The sequence below is a fragment of the Agathobacter rectalis ATCC 33656 genome, from assembly GCF_000020605.1.
Classification (GTDB): Bacteria; Bacillota; Clostridia; order Lachnospirales; family Lachnospiraceae; genus Roseburia; species Roseburia rectalis.
This window is the reverse complement of the sequence record NC_012781.1, coordinates 2,019,533-2,038,652: the sequence shown is the minus strand read 5'-3', so window position 1 is coordinate 2,038,652 and position 19,120 is coordinate 2,019,533. Positions and strand designations below refer to the sequence as shown.

Sequence of the window (19,120 nt, the reverse complement as noted above, 5' to 3'; positions counted from 1 at the left end):
ACTACCAACCATGACCACAGAACTGATACCCATCTACATCTTAATATTTGCATTCGGTATAGTTATAGGCAGCTTCCTAAATGTCTGTATCTACCGCATACCGCAGCATGAGACAGTGGTGACCGAAAGGTCCCACTGCATGAGATGCGGGTATCAGCTCGCGTGGTACGATATGGTGCCGGTTTTCAGCTGGCTGTTTCTTCGTGGCAGATGCCGCAAGTGCAAAGAACCGATATCACCTCAATACCCTATTATTGAGGCGTTAAACGGTATATTATACATAGTAGTATTTGCAGTAAATGGACTTGAACTTACGAGTATCATCTACTGCTTTCTTACATCTGCACTCATAGTTCTGAGTGTTATAGACTGGAGAACATATGAAATTCCATTAGGAATCAATATATTTATACTGGTGCTTGGAATCCTGCATGTGTTTTTAGACCATGATAATTGGTCTGAATATGTGATAGGATTCTTTTGTGTCAGTTTATTTCTTGAAATCCTTCTTCTTGTAAGTGGAGGAAGAGCCATAGGTGGCGGAGACGTCAAGCTCATGGCATGTGCAGGTCTTGCGATAGGCTGGCAGAATATTACATTAGCATTTTTCTTAGGATGCATCATCGGTTCCGTGATACATCTGATTCGTATGAAAGTAACAAACGCAGGCAACAGGCTTGCGATGGGACCGTACTTGGCAGCCGGAATATTTATTTCGATGCTATGGGGTGAGAAAATGATATCGGCATATTTGACACTCGCAGGCTTTTGAAAAACGTGTTATAATATAGCGTACTTAATATAAAACAGGTAGTACGACAAGCAGTGAGACAAAAGCAGAGAAAACACAGATATGCCGAAATATATATATAGAATGTTTGTAACTGAACAGTTACGAATGTTTTACAGATGTATACAGTGTAAAACAAAGATAAACACGGAGGACTAGGTTATGGCAAATAGGGTACTCGGTATTGAAATAGGGGAGAACCTTACCAGAGTAGTTGAGATTGATTACAAAGCAAAAAATCCCAAGATTTACAATATGTTCGGCTTTCCGACACCACCGGGGATGATTGATGATGGAGTGGTACAGCCGGATGGGATGTTTCGTTCTATCTTATACAGTAAGCTGAAGGAAAAGAAGATTTCCACCAAAAAAGCTGTTTTTGTTTTAAATTCAGCGCGTATAGCAAGCAGAGATATTGAGCTTCCGCTTGTTAAGGAAAAACAGCTTAAGGAAATGATTGCAATGAATGCATCGGATTATTTTCCGGTGGATTTGAGCCAGTACAAGCTGGTACATCAGATTATAGAGAAGATTGACAGACCGGAAGAAAAGAAATTACGTCTTTCGGTTATTGCTGTGCCTAATGATCTTATTTTGTCGTATGGTGCTCTTGCAGCTGATTGCAGGCTGCAGCTTGTAGCACTTGACTATAGTGGAAATGCCATCAAGCAGCTCATGAGAAGAGAGATTCCCGGAGATGTGAAGGTGACTGTCAAGGTGGATGAGGTTTCTACCACACTGACTGTAATGGATGGAAGCATGGTAAAGCTGCAGCGCAATGTCAACCATGGACTTGCTGATGCTATTGAGGCGATTCAGGATAGTGAGCTTTTTGGAGAGTATCTGTCATTTACCGATGCAGTTGATGTGGCACGCAGAAAGACCTGCCTTGCAATAAAGCCTGATGGTACAGTGCCGGATGAGCCTGCAGGCAGTGTAATGGATCCTATGGGGCATGAGATTGATTCGGAGCGTTTTAAGAAGCTTCGTCTGAATGTTTCATATGCACTTTCCAATCTGATAAGCAGTCTTGGACGAGTAATAGACTACTATCAGTCGAGAAACTCAGATACTCCTATTGAGAGAATTTTCCTCATAGGCTTAGGTGCTGATTTCAGCGGACTTTCAAAGCTTTTGACCAATGAGCTCAATGTCAAGGTGGTTCCGCTCCAGCAGTTTGACGGCATACATGTGGCAAAGAGCATAAACCTCGCAGAGGCAAAGCTGGCAGAGTATTTCAACTGTGTCGGATGTTCACTGAGCCCGCTTGATATACTTGACAGTAAGAAAAACAAGGGAATCGGTGCTCCGATTATGGCAGGAACAGCTGCAGGTGCTATGACACCCGGCGGTGCACAGGCAGGTATGCAGGGAAAACCACCTGTCGGTCCTGATGGGAAGCCTCTTCCCGTACCGGCAGGGGAGGAAGCAGAAAAGCCTGTTTCTTTTGCGGTGCAGCTTCTCATTTTTGGATTGTGTGTGGTAGTTGCAGTTGGTATCACGGCATACAGTATTTTTTCAAATCTTGTTTTAACTTCAGACAATATGACACTTAAAGCTCGTGTTTCTGATTTGTCATATGCACAGAATATATATGATGTGTACAACCAGACCAAGAAGGACTATGACTGGACCAAGCTTCTTGAGAGTGCCTCATCCAACAAGAATGATGAGATAACTGGCTTCGTGGATGAGCTGGAGCAGAAGCTTCCGTCAGAGGCCAAGCTTGTGAACATGTCTGTTACGACTGATGGTGTTTCGATGACCATAAAGACAGGCAGCAAGGATATAGCAGCTGATGTGATTGCACAGCTTCGTACATTTGAGAGTATCATGGTATCCAATGTGTCAACCATCACAGAGGAGGTTGATGAGACCGGTGCTTCAAAGGTTCAGTTCACAGTAGATTGCACATATGTAAAGGCAGACGACAGTGCTGCTTCTGAATCGGCGGATGGCACGGGCAGTGAGCCAGATGATACATCAAAAGATGCGTCATCACAGGCACAGACGGATAGTAATTCATCATCAGATACAGACAGTACAAATCAGTAGGGGGTGTTAGGATGTCAACGAGAGATAAAAAGTTACTTATTATATTAGCGGGTGTTGCCATTTTAGCACTGACATATTTTTTGATTTTTATGCCGCAGTCCAATAAGAGGGATTCGCTCAAGAGCGAAAATATGAACCTGAAATCACAGTACAATCAGCTTTCAGCACTTGCGGCAAAGGCGGATGACTACACAAAGAAGACAAAGGATATGTCTGATGCCATGCAGCAGGTATATGACAATTTCCCTTCATATTTACAGATAGAAAACGGCATCATGGATGCGGTTGCTATCGAGAAATCTACCAATACAAATATTACAGAGCTTACAGTCGGCTCACCGACAGCTATTGATGTGAATAATCCGACGGGTGAAGCCGGTACAGATTCTTCGTCAGGAAGCAGTTCAGACAGCAGTACCACGGATAGCAGTAATGCAGACAGTTCGCAGAGCTCTCAGACCGCTGATGGCAACAGCTCTCAGTCACAGACAGGCGACGGCAGTGCAGCTGATGGCAGTACATCAACAGGCTCTGCAAAGTCTACGGTTACAGGTTATCAGCTTTATGATGTCAGCACAGTTATGGCATTCAAGACAGAGTATCATGGGCTTAAGGCTATGCTTGGAGAGGTGATTGGTTCATCACAGAAGAAAACTATCAGCACGCTCAACGTGAGCTTTGATGATTCGACAGGCAAGCTGACAGGTGAGATGCTTGTGGATTCATATTTCCTGTATGGACTTGATAAGCCATATGAGGCACCATACATACCTGCAGTACCACATGGTACAAATAATCTGTTTGGTACAACAAACTAACTGATTATTATAATATTAGGTTATTAGATTAGCGGGTTATTGAGACCGTAAGTGATAAATATCAAATGTTAGATTATTGAGTTATGAGATAACAAAATACAAGAGGGGAGGAAGCAGATTTGAGAAAGCTAAAAAACGATGATCGAGGAGTAACACTTGTGGAGATTATTGTGTCGATTGCTATTCTCGCAATAATCGTGCTTCCTTTTTTGAATGCATTTGTCACAGCTACAAAGACCAATGTAAAGGCTAAAAACGAGATGAATGCTACACATCTGGCGACAAACATTATGGAGGGTATTGAAAAGAACTCCATGAAGACACTGGCATATCAGTTTAACTATCCGTCGGAGGGCTTTGATGTGGCGGACGGTTTTAATATATCAGATGGAAGCAGTGCATGTGAGCTTCTTAAGAAGTCGGGTAAGTTTGATAATGTAAAGAGGCTTGAGGATATCAGTGCTGAGATTGTAAACAAGGACGATATCATCACTAGCTGTATCCACAAGACTGATGCATCAGCCAAAATAAGCGATACATCGCTTTGGAATTTCAGGGAGTCGGATGCGCACAAGTATTATTTCTATATGTCTGGTGTGCAGTCAGGCACAAAGAAATACAATGCTCTTGTGACAGTGGATGCAAAATCGGACGCAGAGTCGGACAATAAGGTTAAAAAGTACAACATGGACGAGGTAGCGGATATGTCGGCCATGGATGCAAATTTTGACTGCATGAGTGCAGACAAGTATTCTGCTACAAATATTATATATGCATTTAATAATATGCCTGGTGTAGGCGGCATCACTCAGCAGGATATCAAAAGAACTATCACCATAGATATAGAAAAGTATGGAGCTTCGAGTAATAAGGCTACCAAGGTTACGGTGTCGTATTCATATTCTATCAATAAGAATGGAGTAAGAAAGACTTTTCCGGATCCGAATAGTGCACTGAAGGATGATTATACCATGGTGATTTATGATAATTCTTCAGATACTGTGAACCATAATCTAAGGAATGTCTATCTGTTTTACAATCCATGGTACACATCTACAGGAACACTTTACAATACCTGCAACGATGTCATTATAATCAATAATAAGGACAAGCTGGACTGCACGGTAAACATTGTAAAGCAAAAGACTATATCGGATCAGTCAGAGTTGAGCACGAAGGAGAGTACATATAAGGCATATGTGAAGGTAAGTGAGCCGGGAAATCGTACAGGTCATGCTTATACTCATATAGCCACCAATCTGAATGTAAATATGGGAGCACCGGATAATCCACTACAGCCCGATCAAGCTATATATGGCTTTAATAACAATGTAATTCAGAATGATGTAAAGGCAATTGTCGATATAAAGAATCTGACAAAAAGCAATGCATCTGAAAGGCTGTATGATGTGAAGGTGGCTGTATACGAGAGCAAGGCTTCACTGGATGATATATTTAAGGATAAAGACCCGGTTGTTACGATGACCGGAAGCATGGGGTATTAATTATGAAGCGTAACGATAACCGTGGTGCTTCCTTTGTGATGGTTGTAGTTGCAATGGCTATAGTGGCTGTTTTAGCTGTGACTGTGCTGTGGATAGCGCTTATGAACCTCCAGATGAAGGTGACGGACGAAAAAAATACAGATAACTTTTACTCGGCAGAGGGAGTGCTGGATCAGATATGTACCGGTCTGCAGGGAGATATTTCCAAGGCTTACTCAGCAGGATATACAAAGGTTATGGAGAATTACTCTGACAGCAGCATAAATGAGGCCGGCAGACAGAGTATATTTGCGCAGGAGTATTTAAAGAGCTTAAAGGGAAGTCTTGAGTCTGACAATACCGGTATGCACTATAAAACTGAAAAGCTTAAAGACTATGTGGATAGTAAGCTCACAGACGAAAACTCAAAGCCACACGCTGTGGTCAAGGCGGTAAATGCCGATGAAAATGGAAATGGACTGCTCAAGGTATACAACAGCCGCGCAGTCATTAATGGCATCAGGGTAGAGTATACCGATGAAAAGGGATTTAAATCAATAATAGAGACAGACATTTCTCTGGGAGTTCCATCCATGAGCTTTACAGCATCGGGAGGAGTTCCGGAGCTTTTTACATATTCTCTTGTTGGAAATGAAGGACTGGATATTATATCAGGACTTAATAAAGTAAATCTATCCGGTAATCTCTACGCTGGCTGTGAAAATGCGGCAGGTACAGGAACTTCTACTACGAGTGTTACCATTCCAAACAATGCTACACTTGATGTAAAGGATACCAGCTATATGATTGCAGAGGGCGATATAGAGGTGGGAGACTTTGCCGGAAAAGATACTGCTACGATAAAAAAGAACATGGCGGGTGTACACAATAACAGTACACTTTCTGTTGATTCACAGTGTCAGCTGTGGACAAGCAATATAAATGTAAATGGTGCAACAGTCAATTTAGATGGCATGACATATGTGGCAGATGACATGACCTTAAAGGGTACAGGCTCAAATGTCACACTTGGAAAGAATAATAAGAATAACAATGCGAAGTACGTCGGCTTTGGCAATGGAGGCGCTGACAAGGAAAATCCTGTCGCAGGCGATAGCTCTGCTATTATCATAAACGGCAGGAAGGCATCTCTTGATATGTCAAATATCAGGGAGCTTATGTTGGCAGGAACCGCATATATCAATACACAGGCTATTGTAAACTCAAGTAGTGTGGGTACACAAAACAGCAATGTGGCCATGGGTGAGTCAATCTCTGTAAAGGGTGACCAGATAGCATATCTTGTGCCGCCTGAGTGCATAGGCACAAGTGGAGATGGTGCGGATGCCAAATCGCTTTACAACAAGAATCCACTCTCCTATAAGGAGTACAAGGATATCACGGCAACAGGACAGGATCAGACAAAGTATACTGAAGTTAATGCTAATGTGGTCAGCACAAAGACAGGTAAGGCTCTCTCAGCATATCTGCCGGAGTCAAAGACAATCGACAACTGTATAAAGAAGGTCTTTGTTCCTTCTACTGATAATAGTGATGATGGACTTGTATACTATTATGTCAATCTGCCAACGAACAAGGCTGCTGAGTATTACAGTGACTATTTTGGTGCAGACAGTGACAAGCTCAAGAGATACACTAAGTTTTATACTGACAGCATACAGGTAAATGAGGCTGCAAGCATCTATACTGCCGGCAATTACAGCATCTACGATGGCAGCAATTTAAGCCTTTTGAAGGGCATAGCTGATGGTGTGGACATGGATGCACAGTCGGATGCTTTACAGCGCACATATACTGCACTAAACTCAAAGCTTTTGACAAATTATGCGGATTTACCGACAAATGCAGCAAGTGTTTCGCTTTTTACAAATATAGTTAACAATACCAATTTGCTGAAAATAGTGCCAAATTCCGGTAATAAACATATATTTGAGACTGAGTATCAGGGAAAAAAATACCAGGCAATTGTCAAAAACGGCGACTACAGCTATGATGCAAATGACAAATCACACAATGTGGATATAATTGTTGCTACGGGAGATGTGACACTGAATGCTGACTTTACAGGTACCATAGTTGCAAAGGGCAGGATAATTGTAAACAAAGACCAGTGCGAGATTGATAATGGTACTCAGGAGCTATTTAAGGCATTGCTTCTTGAAAAGGTAAGTGATGCAGACGATGCACTGCACCTGTATGATGTGTTCATGGACGGTGCCAACTATCTGGGTAATGTTTCTTCTTTTTCAAATAAGAAAGAGGCAGATACAAAAATAGATTATGCTACGCTCATTACATACCAGAACTGGACCAAGGAGTAGAAAACAAGCGGCTTTTAAGGCGCAAAACAGCTGCGAAATATTTATATTTGGCAAATTTTGACGATATATACAAGGGAGGAATCCAATATGTCTGTAACAGAAAAAAAGAATAATGGCGGTTTCTCTCTGGTAGAGCTTATAGTAGTGATAGCGATATCTGTCGTACTTATAGGTGCGGCAACCATATCCATTCGTTCGGTCATGGGTGTTGAGGTGAAGCAGTGTGCCAGAAATATTGAATCGATAATTAACAAAACAAGAGTTACCACGATGGGAAAGGACAGCGCAGTTCTTGAGATATATAAGGATGCATCAGATGGTGCCTACTATTATAAGACAACCATAAATGGTACAGTATCTGCTCCGAGCAAAATCGGAAAGAGCAGGATTGATGTATATTATTCCATGAAGGATGATTATAGTGATAAGACACAATTGAACAGTTCAGGCAGTATAATGCTTCAGTTTGACAGAAGCTCAGGTGCACAGAAGCCTGATGCCAATGGTAAGTGCTGCAGCCGTATCTGGATTCAAAAAAACAGCACAGAGAAGGTTATCACGATATACAAGGAGACCGGCAAGGTGGTATGTGAGTAATTTACATAGTTTAATGATGAATATTTTATTTTGACGCAAGGCTGTTATAAGGTTGTATGATGAAATCGGAGAGGAAGATGAACCATGAAACTTTTAAGGCGCATGAACAAATCAAATAATATGAAAAACAGTGGCTTTACACTTGTTGAGCTTGTCATTGTCATGGCGATAATGGGAATACTGGGTCTGGCTGTTGTGGGCTTTATCGGTACGAGCACGAAGCAGTATAAATACGCTTCAAAGGACGTAGATTTACAGTATGAGGCACAGCTTACGATGAATCAGATAGGAGACCTGATAATTGATGCGCAAAAGGGCGTTAAGTATGAGCCTGCTACAGTGGCAGCGCCGGTGGAGGTGGCATCGGCAGCCCCTGAGGCCGGTTATATTGCAACTGCATCAGCGGAAGAAGCGTCATCCGAAGAAGCATCATCTGAGGAAACATCATCCGACAGCAAGCTGATTATTTACAACAAGGATTGTACATACAATATCATATACAGACCGTCAGAGCACAAAATCTATCTGCGAAAGGATACACTGGATCCTGCAACTGGTGCGGTGAAGGCGGATGGTCAGGGCAAGGAATCTCTTATGGCAGAAAATGTCACAGGCTTTACACCTGATTTAAGCGAGGCAGAAAGCAAGAATTCTGTCGGAATTGTCGTGGACTTTAAGGCAGGGGACAAGAAGTATACATCAAAACAGAACTTCACTATGCGCAATAAGGTGCCGACTGGGGCAGATGTGGAGTATGTGGCACCGGCAGAACCTAAAGGAATAAGGATATATTACAAAGGCAAGGATGTAACCAACGGAACAGTATACTATGAGATGAAGAAAACGAATAATAATTTAAAGTTTACTGATAAGATACTTGGTGGAAAGTATGATTCAAAAAACGTAACATGGGATCATTCAGGAAACAAAAATGGTGGAAACTTTAATGCTAATGGTGATGTATATGATGTACAACTGATGAGCGATGAAACTACAGATCAATTAGTCATCACCGTAACATCCATAGACGATCCGTCATTGACGGCAAAGGTAACTGTAAACATAGCACATCCAATCAATATTCTGCATTGTGATGCAGATAAGCATTTCGATTTAGGACAGACGCATCAATTGTTTATTGATGAAGGGGAGTTAAAAAAATCTTCATTAAATGGCAAATATCAGATTAAGGATTTTGTATGGCATATGGAGGTAGAAAGTGTCAGCTCAACGGGTGCAACCGAGTACAAGGGAGATATATCCTTTAAAATGGGCGATGATGGTAAGCTGATTTATGGTCCTGATGGCAATGGTGAGCCTGATGGAATATTTAAGTTTAGTTCAAAGGAGATTGCCGGAGAAACCGGAGCAGAAGGTCATGAAGATGATCCTAAATATAGGAACTATCTTAATTATCATATTGTAGATGGTAATCAAAATGAAAAAATGCATATCACTCTCGGAAAAAATTTTTTTGTCGGAGAAAAATTAAATATCAGCGTCTGGCTTGGACTTGAGGAAGAGTCGGGATTTAAGTCAAATACAATTACGTTTTACACATATTATTAAACAAAGTAGTTTTTTACAAAGGAGCAATCGCAATGAGCAAATTAAGAAAAAAAATAGTGGTTCCAATATCGCTCACACTTACAGGATGTCTCGTTGTGGCAGCTTTTGTGCTGAATGACAGCCTAACAAAGGTCGATGCAAATGTAGCGTTCAATGGAATATCTGATATAGTCAGCTCACATGGCAAGGACAAGCCCTTCAATATAGTGGAGGTGGTGCCTGACAAGAAAATGGCATCCATTGGCTATCTGATTGATGGTCAGGAGCCTGACAATTGGTTTGGTACACTGTCAAAGATGTCTGACACAGAGGGAAAAGGTGCAACGAATAGGGCTGCTTATATGAAAAGCCTGAAAGAAAAGCTTGCGCCTATTACTACAGAGGAAAAGGACAACACAAAGCCCCTTTACTATGAGCCGTATGAGGAAAGTTATGTCAATCAGGGCAATGACTGGAGTGAGCTTGCCCTTGTGGATATGGATAAAATAAATCAGGGCACCGAAGGCTACAAGATGACAAAGCAGGAGAAGGGTGACTACAAGTTCAACACTGATTACCAGCTTGCTGTAAATGAAGATGGACTGCCTACAGGTCATTACAGACAGAATGTTGACCATTATGTTTTCATGCAGGGCGAGGATGAGACAGAAGATGGCTCTGAATCTGTGGATACAGGTAGTACCGGTAATACAGGCAGTACCGGTAATACAGGCAGTACAGGAAGTACCGCAGATGGCTCTAATACAGAGACTGAAAATGGCAATCAAATTAAGGCACCCGGAAAAAGAGGCTACTACAGTGTTGCATTTACTGCAGTCGAATTGCCGGATGGCATGACAAATACCAAGTATCTGGTAGAGACTGATAATTCACAGAAAGCTGATGGAAATACAGACAGCGGTACAGATGGTAATATCGATAGCAGCACAGACAATACGACAGATACAGGCACAGCAGATGACACATCAGACAAGCATGTGGTTTATTCTATAAAGAGCGCATATGCCATTGGTTCTGCTGAGGGCATGCAAAACATAGCAAAATATGACCCAAAGGCATATATTTACAGAAAAGACAATTCAGATATCACATCACCATATGAATTTGTTGCAAGAGCTGACCGGATGGCAAGTCTGCCTGATGGCAGTAAGCCGGATTATGAGAAGTATACATACTGTACGGTTGAGATGGAGTATGTGCCTGCAGGTAAAATCACTGATGACGAGACCTACTACGAGGTGGATACTAAGGTACCTATTGAGTTTAATTACGATGAGACCGGCGAGTATGGAGCAGTGCTTGACTCACAGAATCCATACGAGAAGATAGATGATGGCACACAGGACAATCAGCCGGCAGGTAAGACCGGCGCAGATGATATTTCAGATGACGCTTCAATAGCTGATTCTGCTACAGAGAATAATGATGGTAACACAGGCAGGGTAATCCTCACTGATACAGACGGATATTTTGATATAGTTAAGGACAGCCAGACATATACCTATGTGGGTAAGGGAAAAGGTGACTATATAATGGAGGCTGATAAAAACGGCTCGCTTGATTATCCTGTAAATACCACACGCATATATTATAAGGGTGGTTTCAAGAACAATAACTGGTTCAGAACAGGTGTATTTAACCAGGAGGGCAAGACAGGCGATGCTGATAAGACTGCCAATATGACCTTCAATGTAAAAACGGTCACACCCAAGGAGCTTGAGCAGATAGATGTGTCAACAATTGATTTACTCTATCTTTCCGGCTCAAAGTCCGTCCTTTCAAAGGATTTAGGAGACGATGCTGCAAAATATAATACTGATAATGACATTTCATGGGACAAGGTAAAGCAGATAGTCCAGCGTGTACACCAGAGTGGTATAATGATGCCTGTTATAGTGGATAATGGTATTGTGTGGGCTTCTTCAAGTGCAGACTACTCAAGTAATATTAAAAAGCTTGCAGGTCTTTTGAGCTGTAACAATTTCAGCTCGCTGAATTTTACTAAGGACTCAGCTGGTAATTTTATTAATTGGAATAATGACATAAAGTATTATAAAGTTGACAGTAAAACCCATACAAAAGGTTTTGTAATTGGCAACGAATATGTCATTCCACGAAACTATAATCCTAGTACGGATGTGCCATTTGTTTTAAGAGATGATTTTGCTTCTGCATTTATTGCAAATGAAGATGAAACTCAATTTGTCGAAGCAGCTAAAAATGAGAATTTTGACGAGATAGCAGAGTATATCAACTCAGAGAATACAAGCAGGAAAAAAGAAAATGATACTCTTGGAAAGGACGAGTATGCATACTATGACAAGGAGATTTCAAAGGCGATAGTTTTAAGCTATATCATATCGTATGCCGATAAAAGAGACATTATAAATCCGACAGATAGTCTGAACATACTGGATATAGAGCCCGGAACTGTAAAAAATGAGTCTGACGCTTTAAATTATGATAAGCTTAAAAAGTGGCTTGGAACAAGGTGTCCGGAGCAAAAAAAGGTTACAATAACAAGGGTTACGAGTGCAGAATTTATTGGAAGAATAGAGGATCTCAATAATTATGATATGATATATATGGGACTTGTAGCCGATAATCTGAATTATAGAGATGGTCATACAGTATATAATGATTGGAAAATGGATGGGCTTAAATACTCAAATGTTGGTGACATTGTTGTTATAAATCCAAATGATTATGTAAACTATTGGGGATATAATATGCTCAAAAATGGTCATGCGGGATTGCTGGATACTGATTATATAAATGATGGAACGAAGCTTAATACTAACCTTACATTAAGAAATAATGGAAATAATGCTGATTATTTAACTGCTCCAAACACATACAGAGGCTCAGGCAATGATATTACTAAGCAGAAGGTTTCAGAATTGGAGGATTATATAAAGGCGGGCTTTCCTGTCGTCTTTTCAGATGGCTTTTTCTCTACTGTTTATGGCAGAGGAATTAATGAGGAGTATATAGACAACTGTTCAAATGTTTTTACTCTTTTATGTTATGCAAAAGATAAAGACAATGTTCTTAAAGTGGACAGCAAGGGAAATTTAAAAAAACAGTCAAATGAGACAGCTGACCTTGTTACCTACCTGACTACTGAAAAACCTGAAATATTACTCAAGGAGCAGGAAAAAGTAAAAGATACAGATTATGTTGAGATTAGTAATAATCAGATTACATTGGAATTTTCAATAAACAATGCAGGTGGTGCGGATTCTAAAGCGAGTTTTAATGCACAGCTGTTCTTGGATTCAAATTCTGATGGTAAGTTTTCGACGACCAATGAAGGAATAGCTGCAAATAAAATAAAACTATATTGTGATGGTACTATTGTGAATCCGGTAATGGGTGATGATGGTAAATATATGTATAGTCTGAATGCAGGCAATTATAATTATAAACTGGTTTATGATTTGCCGAATGGATTTGTAGGAGTTATGCCTTGGCAGCTTCGTGTGAGTCAGGCTACAAATAGCTACAGATATGATCAGAAATCCGGATATGTGTATGTCAAAAATTCAAAAGGCAGTCCTACAAAAGTCAAGATTCTTCAGATTAATTCAAAGTTGGAGCATAATGAGGACTTTAGGGGAAATTTTGATATGCAGACGCAGAAGAATGATAGCAATACAAAGTTTCATAAATTACTTAGTCAAGTGAAGGATTTTGACCTGGATATAGAAACAGTTCGTTATGACAACGTACCTAAAATGGATGAGGTATGTGATAAGCTGCAGACATACGATATGCTTGTGATTGGATTTGGTGATTGTTATGATATTGATAATACAAATAATCATCTCGATAAAATAAAAGCATATATCCAGTCAGGAAAACCGGTATTGTTTGCTCATGATACAACATCATTTTGTAATAATAAAAATGATACGCGAGAGAATAATGTCTGGGGATATAAGTTTAACTCTATAATTCGTGATACTGTCGGACTGGACAGATATGGAATCCTGTCAAATGAGTATTTAAAGAAGGGCAATACATTAAAGAGTACTGATGAGGATTTTGATAAAGCTGTACAGACTGCCAAAAAGAATAATACTGATATTGCATATGAGCCAAAATCTGATAATTCAGTTATTGTCAGACAGAATCAGGGATTTACTTATGCAGATTTAAATCAGTATCAGTGGAAAGATAATGGTAACGATCATGGCGAGTACAGGCTGTATTCAGGGCTAGATGGTAATGATGTTGAAGCTAAGACTAATAAGGCAGTCAAGGTTAATTCAGGACAGATTACCACATATCCTTTTAAGATTGCTGACGAAATAAATATAGCTACCACTCATAAGCAGTACTACCAGCTGGATATGAATCAGGATGCTGATGGTGATGGTGAGAGTGATATTGTTGTATGGTATACCTTGTCAAACCATGGAATTTATGAGCAGTCTCCAAAGGATGTAAGAAATAATTATTATATTTACACAATGGGAAATGTAACATACTCAGGTGTAGGACATTCCGATTTCTCAAATAATGATGATGAATTGAAACTTTATATAAACACTATGATTGCTGCATATAGTGCATCAGTTCATGAGCCGTCAATTTATCTTAAAGAGAATGCAGATACTGATTCAAATGACATAACTACATTATATGCAACTATTGATGATGCCATTGAAGAAGAAGCAGCTAATAAAGCGGATGCCAGACTAGATGGTGCAGACAGTACGCAGGATGTTTATTTTACGGTAAAGGATTCAAACCTTGTGCGAAATCAGATTGATGAAAAAACTGTTGTTTATTTGGACTTTTATATCGAGGATCCGCAAAAAAATCCAAAAGATGAAACGATTGGCACCGGAAATGATAAGATTTACTTAAAGAAGGTGGACTGGGATATCTATACACTGAATAATGATGGAACAGAAAATGAACAGATAAATAACAGTAAAGAAAACAGTCAATTAAATAAGGATCCAAGGGACTTCTTTGAAAATAACAAGACATATAAGGTAAAGGTACCATTGAGTGCTTTACCGGAGGGAGCTAATTCTATAAAGATTTATGCCGTAGGATATAGTAAGATTTACCAGTCACAGGTGAGCGGTGGTGATAAAGAAACTACAACAGCAAAGGCATACAAGACCTTCCAGATACAGCGTGTAGGTCTTGCTGATTTGGATTAGTTTTCAAAGGCTCCTGGCTATCACATACTTTTCGTTTAAGCACAATTTATCAAACAGAGACTTATATAAACCATTTATATAGTCTCTGTTTTTTTACTGTTTCTTTATACTTTCTTTATTGAATTATCCGCGCTTATTGATAAAATAGATAGTATGCGCACGATTGCGGATATTTTTGCATTCGTGTATGGGGGATAATTAACCGGAAAGAAAGGAAACGTTTATGAGTAAAATTTTCAAAAACCTGATTCCATACTGGCGATGGATCATATTAATATTTGTTTTTCTCATTGCTCAGGCTTACTGTGATCTGGCTTTGCCTGCGTACACATCTGACATCATTGATGTTGGTATCCAGGATCATGGCATTGAGCATATCCTGCCAAAGGAGATTACATCGGAGGATTATCAGATGGCACAGACATTTATGCTGTCTGACGAGAAAGAAAAATTTACGGACTGTTATGAGGCAGAGGATGCTTCAAAATCTGATGACGGTGTGGCAAAATACAAGCTGACAGCTGATTCGGACACACTTGATAAGCTGGATGAGGAGCTTTTGGTTCCTCTTGTCATGGCATATCAGGCTTTTCAGTCGGGTGAGCAGATGGATGTGGATGCATCGGCTATCCCGCAGGGAGTAGCGCTCGATGATAACATGATAAAGCAGATAAGAAGCAAGGTGCAGGAAAAAATCGATGCGGTGGGTTCAGCTACTTTAAAGTCCATGGGTGTAACTTTTGCGACAAAGTGTGATGAGAATGCAGGAATCGACGTGGATGCCAATCAGGTTGCTTATCTGTGGAAGGCAGGCGCCAAGATGGCAGCCTTTGCAGCTATTATGCTTATAGCAGCATGTGTTGTAGGTTTTGCGGCTTCAAAGGTCGGTGCCGCTGTCGGCAGGGATTTGAGGGAGAAGACCTTTTCAAAGGTTGTAGGTTTTTCAGATGCCGAGATTAACAAATTCTCTACGGCATCACTGATTACTAGAAGCACGAATGATATACAGCAGATTCAGATGGTTACTACTATGATGCTTCGTATGGTGCTTTACGCGCCAATCGTTGGTATCGGTGGTATCATCAAGGTGGCGCAGACCAAATCCGGCATGGAGTGGGTGATTGCAATTGCGGTTGCTGCTATCATGGTTTTTATTTTCACACTGGTTGGCATTGCGATGCCAAAGTTCAAGATTATGCAGAGTCTTGTAGACAAGGTAAACCTTGTTTCTCGTGAGATTCTTACAGGTCTTTCCGTTATCAGGGCTTTCGGCCGTGAAAAGGAGGAGGAAAAGAGGTTTGATGAGGCTAACCGTGAGCTTACACGCACACAGCTGTTTACAAACCGTGTCATGACCTTTATGATGCCGGGTATGTCCATGATCATGTACTGCATCACACTTGGTATCGTGTGGGTTGCAGCAGGCAGAATAGACAAGGGTTCTATGCAGGTAGGTACCATGACTGCGTTTATTACATATGCCATGATGATTGTTATGTCATTCCTCATGCTTTCAGCCATGTCCATCATGCTTCCGAGAGCTGGTGTTGCGGCAGAGCGTATCGATGAGGTTATAAAGACAAACAGCACTGTAAATGATCCAAAAGAGCCTGTTACTGAGGCTGATCACAGAGGTGTTATCCGTTTCAACCATGTGGATTTCAGATATCCGGGAGCAAAGGAGGATGTGCTTTCAGACATTGATTTTGTGGCGGAGCCGGGCAAAACCACAGCTATCATCGGAAGTACCGGCTGTGGAAAGTCTACACTTGTAAACCTGATTCCGCGTTTCTATGACGTGACTGGAGGCTCAATAGAGCTTGATGGACACGATATCAGAGACTACACACTAAGCGAGCTTCGCGAGTCAATAGGCTTTGTTCCGCAGAAAGGTATTCTTTTCTCGGGAACCATCGCCTCAAACCTGCGCTTTGGTAAAGCAGACGCGAGTGATGAGCAGATAAAAAAGGCTGCGGATATCGCACAGGCTTCTGAGTTTATCGAGACAAAGAATGACAGGTATGAAAGCTCAATCGCACAGGGCGGCTCAAACGTGTCAGGTGGTCAGAAGCAGAGGCTTGCCATAGCAAGAGCTATCGCAAAGGACCCTCATATTTATGTGTTTGATGACAGCTTTTCAGCACTCGATATGAAGACTGACGCGCGTCTGCGTGCAGCCTTAGCAGAGGTTACAGAGAGTGCTTCCGTTATTATCGTGGCACAGCGTATCAGCACGATTATTCATGCTGACCAGATTCTCGTGCTCGATGACGGTAAAATCGTAGGAAAAGGCACCCACGAGGAGCTTCTTAAAAATTGCGATGTATATATGCAGATTGCACAGTCACAGCTTTCAGCCAGGGAACTTGGAATTGATGATAACAAAAAGGAGGGCATGTAAGATGAGTGAGAATAATAACGAACAGTTTAAGATGCCTCCTAAGAGGCCAAGAGGGCCAATGGGACGTGGCCCCGGAATGGTCACAGAAAAGGCCAGGGATTTCAAGGGCTCTACAAAGAAACTCATAAAGTATCTCGGCAGATACTGGGCTGCTATCATTGCAGTTATGATTTTTGCAGCAGTTTCGACTGTCTTCTCCGTTGCAGGACCGAAGGTCATGGGTAAAGCCACCACTGCGCTTGCCGAGGGACTCATGAACAAGATTGCAGGAACAGGCGGCATAGATTTTGATTATATTGCAAAGGTTCTTTTGTTTACGCTGGCTTTATATGTGGTGAGTGCCATCTTTATGTTTGCCCAGGGACTTATCATGACAGGCATCACGCAGAAGACCTGCTACAGGATGCGTAAGGACATCACGAGCAAAATCAACCGTATGCCGATGAAGTATTTCGAGTCAAGGACATATGGTGAGGTACTTTCGCGTATCACAAACGATGTGGACACACTCGGACAGAGCTTGAACCAGAGTATCACACAGATTATTACATCTGTTGCCACTTTGGTCGGTACACTGGTCATGATGCTGTCTATTTCACCGCTCATGACGCTGATTTCACTCGTTATCCTGCCAGTTTCGATGATACTTATTTCGTTTGTCATAAAGCATTCACAGAAATACTTCAGACAGCAGCAGGAGTATCTGGGACACATAAACGGACAGGTCGAGGAGGTGTACGGAGGCCACCTCGTCATAAAGGCATATAATAAAGAGGCAGAGACTGTAAAGACCTTTAAGGAGGCCAACAATGTGCTCTACAAATCCGCATGGAAATCACAGTTCCTTTCAGGACTTATGATGCCTATCATGCAGTTTGTAGGAAACTTAGGATATGCGGGAGTAGCCATCTCAGGTGGTATACTTGCCATAAAGAATGTCATCACAATCGGTGATATCCAGGCATTTATACAGTATGTGAAGAATTTCACACAGCCAATCCAGCAGATAGCGCAGGTGGCAAACCAGCTTCAGTCGATGGCGGCTGCATCTGAGCGTGTATTTGAGTTCCTCGATGAGGAGGAAGAGGATATAACAGTGGAAAATCCTGTAAAGCCAGACCATATCGAGGGAAGTGTAGAGTTTTCGCATGTACACTTTGGTTATAATCCTGACCAGATCATCATCAATGATTTTTCTGCAAAGGTAAAGCCGGGACAGCAGGTTGCTATCGTTGGACCGACAGGAGCGGGAAAGACTACCATGGTCAAGCTTCTTATGAGATTTTATGATGTAAGCTCAGGTGCCATTCTTGTAGACGGACATGATATCAGGGATTACAACAGAGCCGATCTGCGAGATGCATTCGGCATGGTATTGCAGGACACATGGCTCTTTAAGGGCACCATTATGGAAAATATCCGCTACGGCCGTCTGGATGCCACAGATGAGGAGGTCATCGCGGCAGCAAAGGCAGCACATGCGCATCACTTTATCCAGACATTGCCGGGTGGCTACGATATGGAGCTCAACGAGGATGCATCCAATGTGTCACAGGGACAAAAGCAGCTTTTGACAATAGCAAGAGCCATTCTTGCAGACAATCCAATCCTTATCCTTGATGAGGCCACATCCTCTGTCGATACACGTACAGAAATCCGTATCCAGAAGGCACTCGACAATCTGATGAAGGGCAGAACAAGCTTTGTCATCGCCCACAGGCTGTCTACTATCAAGAATGCCGATATGATTCTTGTCATGAAGGACGGAGACATTATCGAGCAGGGTACACACGATGAGCTTCTTGCAAAGAACGGATTTTACGCAGAGCTGTATAACTCTCAGTTTGAAGAATAGAGAAAGCACGGGTATCGTGCAGTTTTGCG

At 41.5% G+C, this 19,120-nt stretch carries 10 protein-coding genes; all 10 read left to right on the top strand.

Features of this window, described 5'->3' with window-relative positions; translation table 11 throughout:
• The first annotated feature begins 10 nt into the window (after positions 1–10).
• The 10 genes from EUBREC_RS09850 to EUBREC_RS09805 all read left to right on the top strand — a co-directional run bounded on the left by EUBREC_RS09850 (position 11) and on the right by EUBREC_RS09805 (position 19,091).
• Complete coding sequence (locus EUBREC_RS09850; protein WP_012743016.1) at positions 11–772, top strand: prepilin peptidase; 762 nt, start codon at positions 11–13, stop codon at positions 770–772.
• A 180-nt stretch (positions 773–952) separates the two neighbouring features.
• The gene (gene pilM, locus EUBREC_RS09845) at positions 953–2,845 is read left to right on the top strand and encodes a pilus assembly protein PilM (protein ID WP_012743015.1); all 1,893 of its coding nucleotides are present in this window, start codon (positions 953–955) and stop codon (positions 2,843–2,845) included.
• Positions 2,846–2,856: 11 nt separating this feature from the next.
• A complete protein-coding gene (gspM, locus tag EUBREC_RS09840) occupies positions 2,857–3,663 on the top strand; it encodes a type II secretion system protein GspM (RefSeq protein ID WP_012743014.1) in 807 nt (268 codons plus the stop codon).
• A gap of 119 nt (positions 3,664–3,782) precedes the next feature.
• A complete protein-coding gene (locus EUBREC_RS09835) occupies positions 3,783–5,168 on the top strand; it encodes a type IV pilus modification PilV family protein (protein WP_012743013.1) in 1,386 nt (461 codons plus the stop codon).
• Positions 5,169–5,170: 2 nt separating this feature from the next.
• The gene (locus EUBREC_RS09830; RefSeq protein WP_012743012.1) at positions 5,171–7,489 is read left to right on the top strand and encodes a hypothetical protein; all 2,319 of its coding nucleotides are present in this window, start codon (positions 5,171–5,173) and stop codon (positions 7,487–7,489) included.
• Positions 7,490–7,576: 87 nt separating this feature from the next.
• Positions 7,577–8,086, top strand: a complete 510-nt coding sequence (locus tag EUBREC_RS09825; protein WP_012743011.1) for a pilus assembly FimT family protein — start codon at positions 7,577–7,579, stop codon at positions 8,084–8,086.
• Positions 8,087–8,170: 84 nt separating this feature from the next.
• Complete coding sequence (locus tag EUBREC_RS09820; protein WP_012743010.1) at positions 8,171–9,655, top strand: PulJ/GspJ family protein; 1,485 nt, start codon at positions 8,171–8,173, stop codon at positions 9,653–9,655.
• A 32-nt stretch (positions 9,656–9,687) separates the two neighbouring features.
• The gene (locus EUBREC_RS09815; RefSeq protein WP_012743009.1) at positions 9,688–14,835 is read left to right on the top strand and encodes a DUF5057 domain-containing protein; all 5,148 of its coding nucleotides are present in this window, start codon (positions 9,688–9,690) and stop codon (positions 14,833–14,835) included.
• A 223-nt stretch (positions 14,836–15,058) separates the two neighbouring features.
• Entirely contained in the window at positions 15,059–17,236 is a 2,178-nt protein-coding gene (locus EUBREC_RS09810; RefSeq protein WP_012743008.1) for an ABC transporter ATP-binding protein, read from the top strand.
• 1 nt (position 17,237) lies between these two features.
• On the top strand, positions 17,238–19,091 hold the full coding sequence (locus EUBREC_RS09805) for an ABC transporter ATP-binding protein (protein ID WP_015569470.1): 1,854 nt from the start codon (positions 17,238–17,240) through the stop codon (positions 19,089–19,091).
• Positions 19,092–19,120: the final 29 nt, after the last annotated feature.

What these genes read in the sequence shown, in the direction of transcription:
- gspM (WP_012743014.1), top strand. Translation starts at nt 2,857, where the DNA reads ATGTCAACGAGAGATAAAAAGTTACTTATTATATTAGCGGGTGTTGCC.
- pilM (WP_012743015.1), top strand. Translation starts at nt 953, where the DNA reads ATGGCAAATAGGGTACTCGGTATTGAAATAGGGGAGAACCTTACCAGA.
- EUBREC_RS09815 (WP_012743009.1), top strand. Translation starts at nt 9,688, where the DNA reads ATGAGCAAATTAAGAAAAAAAATAGTGGTTCCAATATCGCTCACACTT.
- EUBREC_RS09830 (WP_012743012.1), top strand. Translation starts at nt 5,171, where the DNA reads ATGAAGCGTAACGATAACCGTGGTGCTTCCTTTGTGATGGTTGTAGTT.
- EUBREC_RS09825 (WP_012743011.1), top strand. Translation starts at nt 7,577, where the DNA reads ATGTCTGTAACAGAAAAAAAGAATAATGGCGGTTTCTCTCTGGTAGAG.
- EUBREC_RS09810 (WP_012743008.1), top strand. Translation starts at nt 15,059, where the DNA reads ATGAGTAAAATTTTCAAAAACCTGATTCCATACTGGCGATGGATCATA.
- EUBREC_RS09805 (WP_015569470.1), top strand. Translation starts at nt 17,238, where the DNA reads ATGAGTGAGAATAATAACGAACAGTTTAAGATGCCTCCTAAGAGGCCA.
- EUBREC_RS09850 (WP_012743016.1), top strand. Translation starts at nt 11, where the DNA reads ATGACCACAGAACTGATACCCATCTACATCTTAATATTTGCATTCGGT.
- EUBREC_RS09820 (WP_012743010.1), top strand. Translation starts at nt 8,171, where the DNA reads ATGAAACTTTTAAGGCGCATGAACAAATCAAATAATATGAAAAACAGT.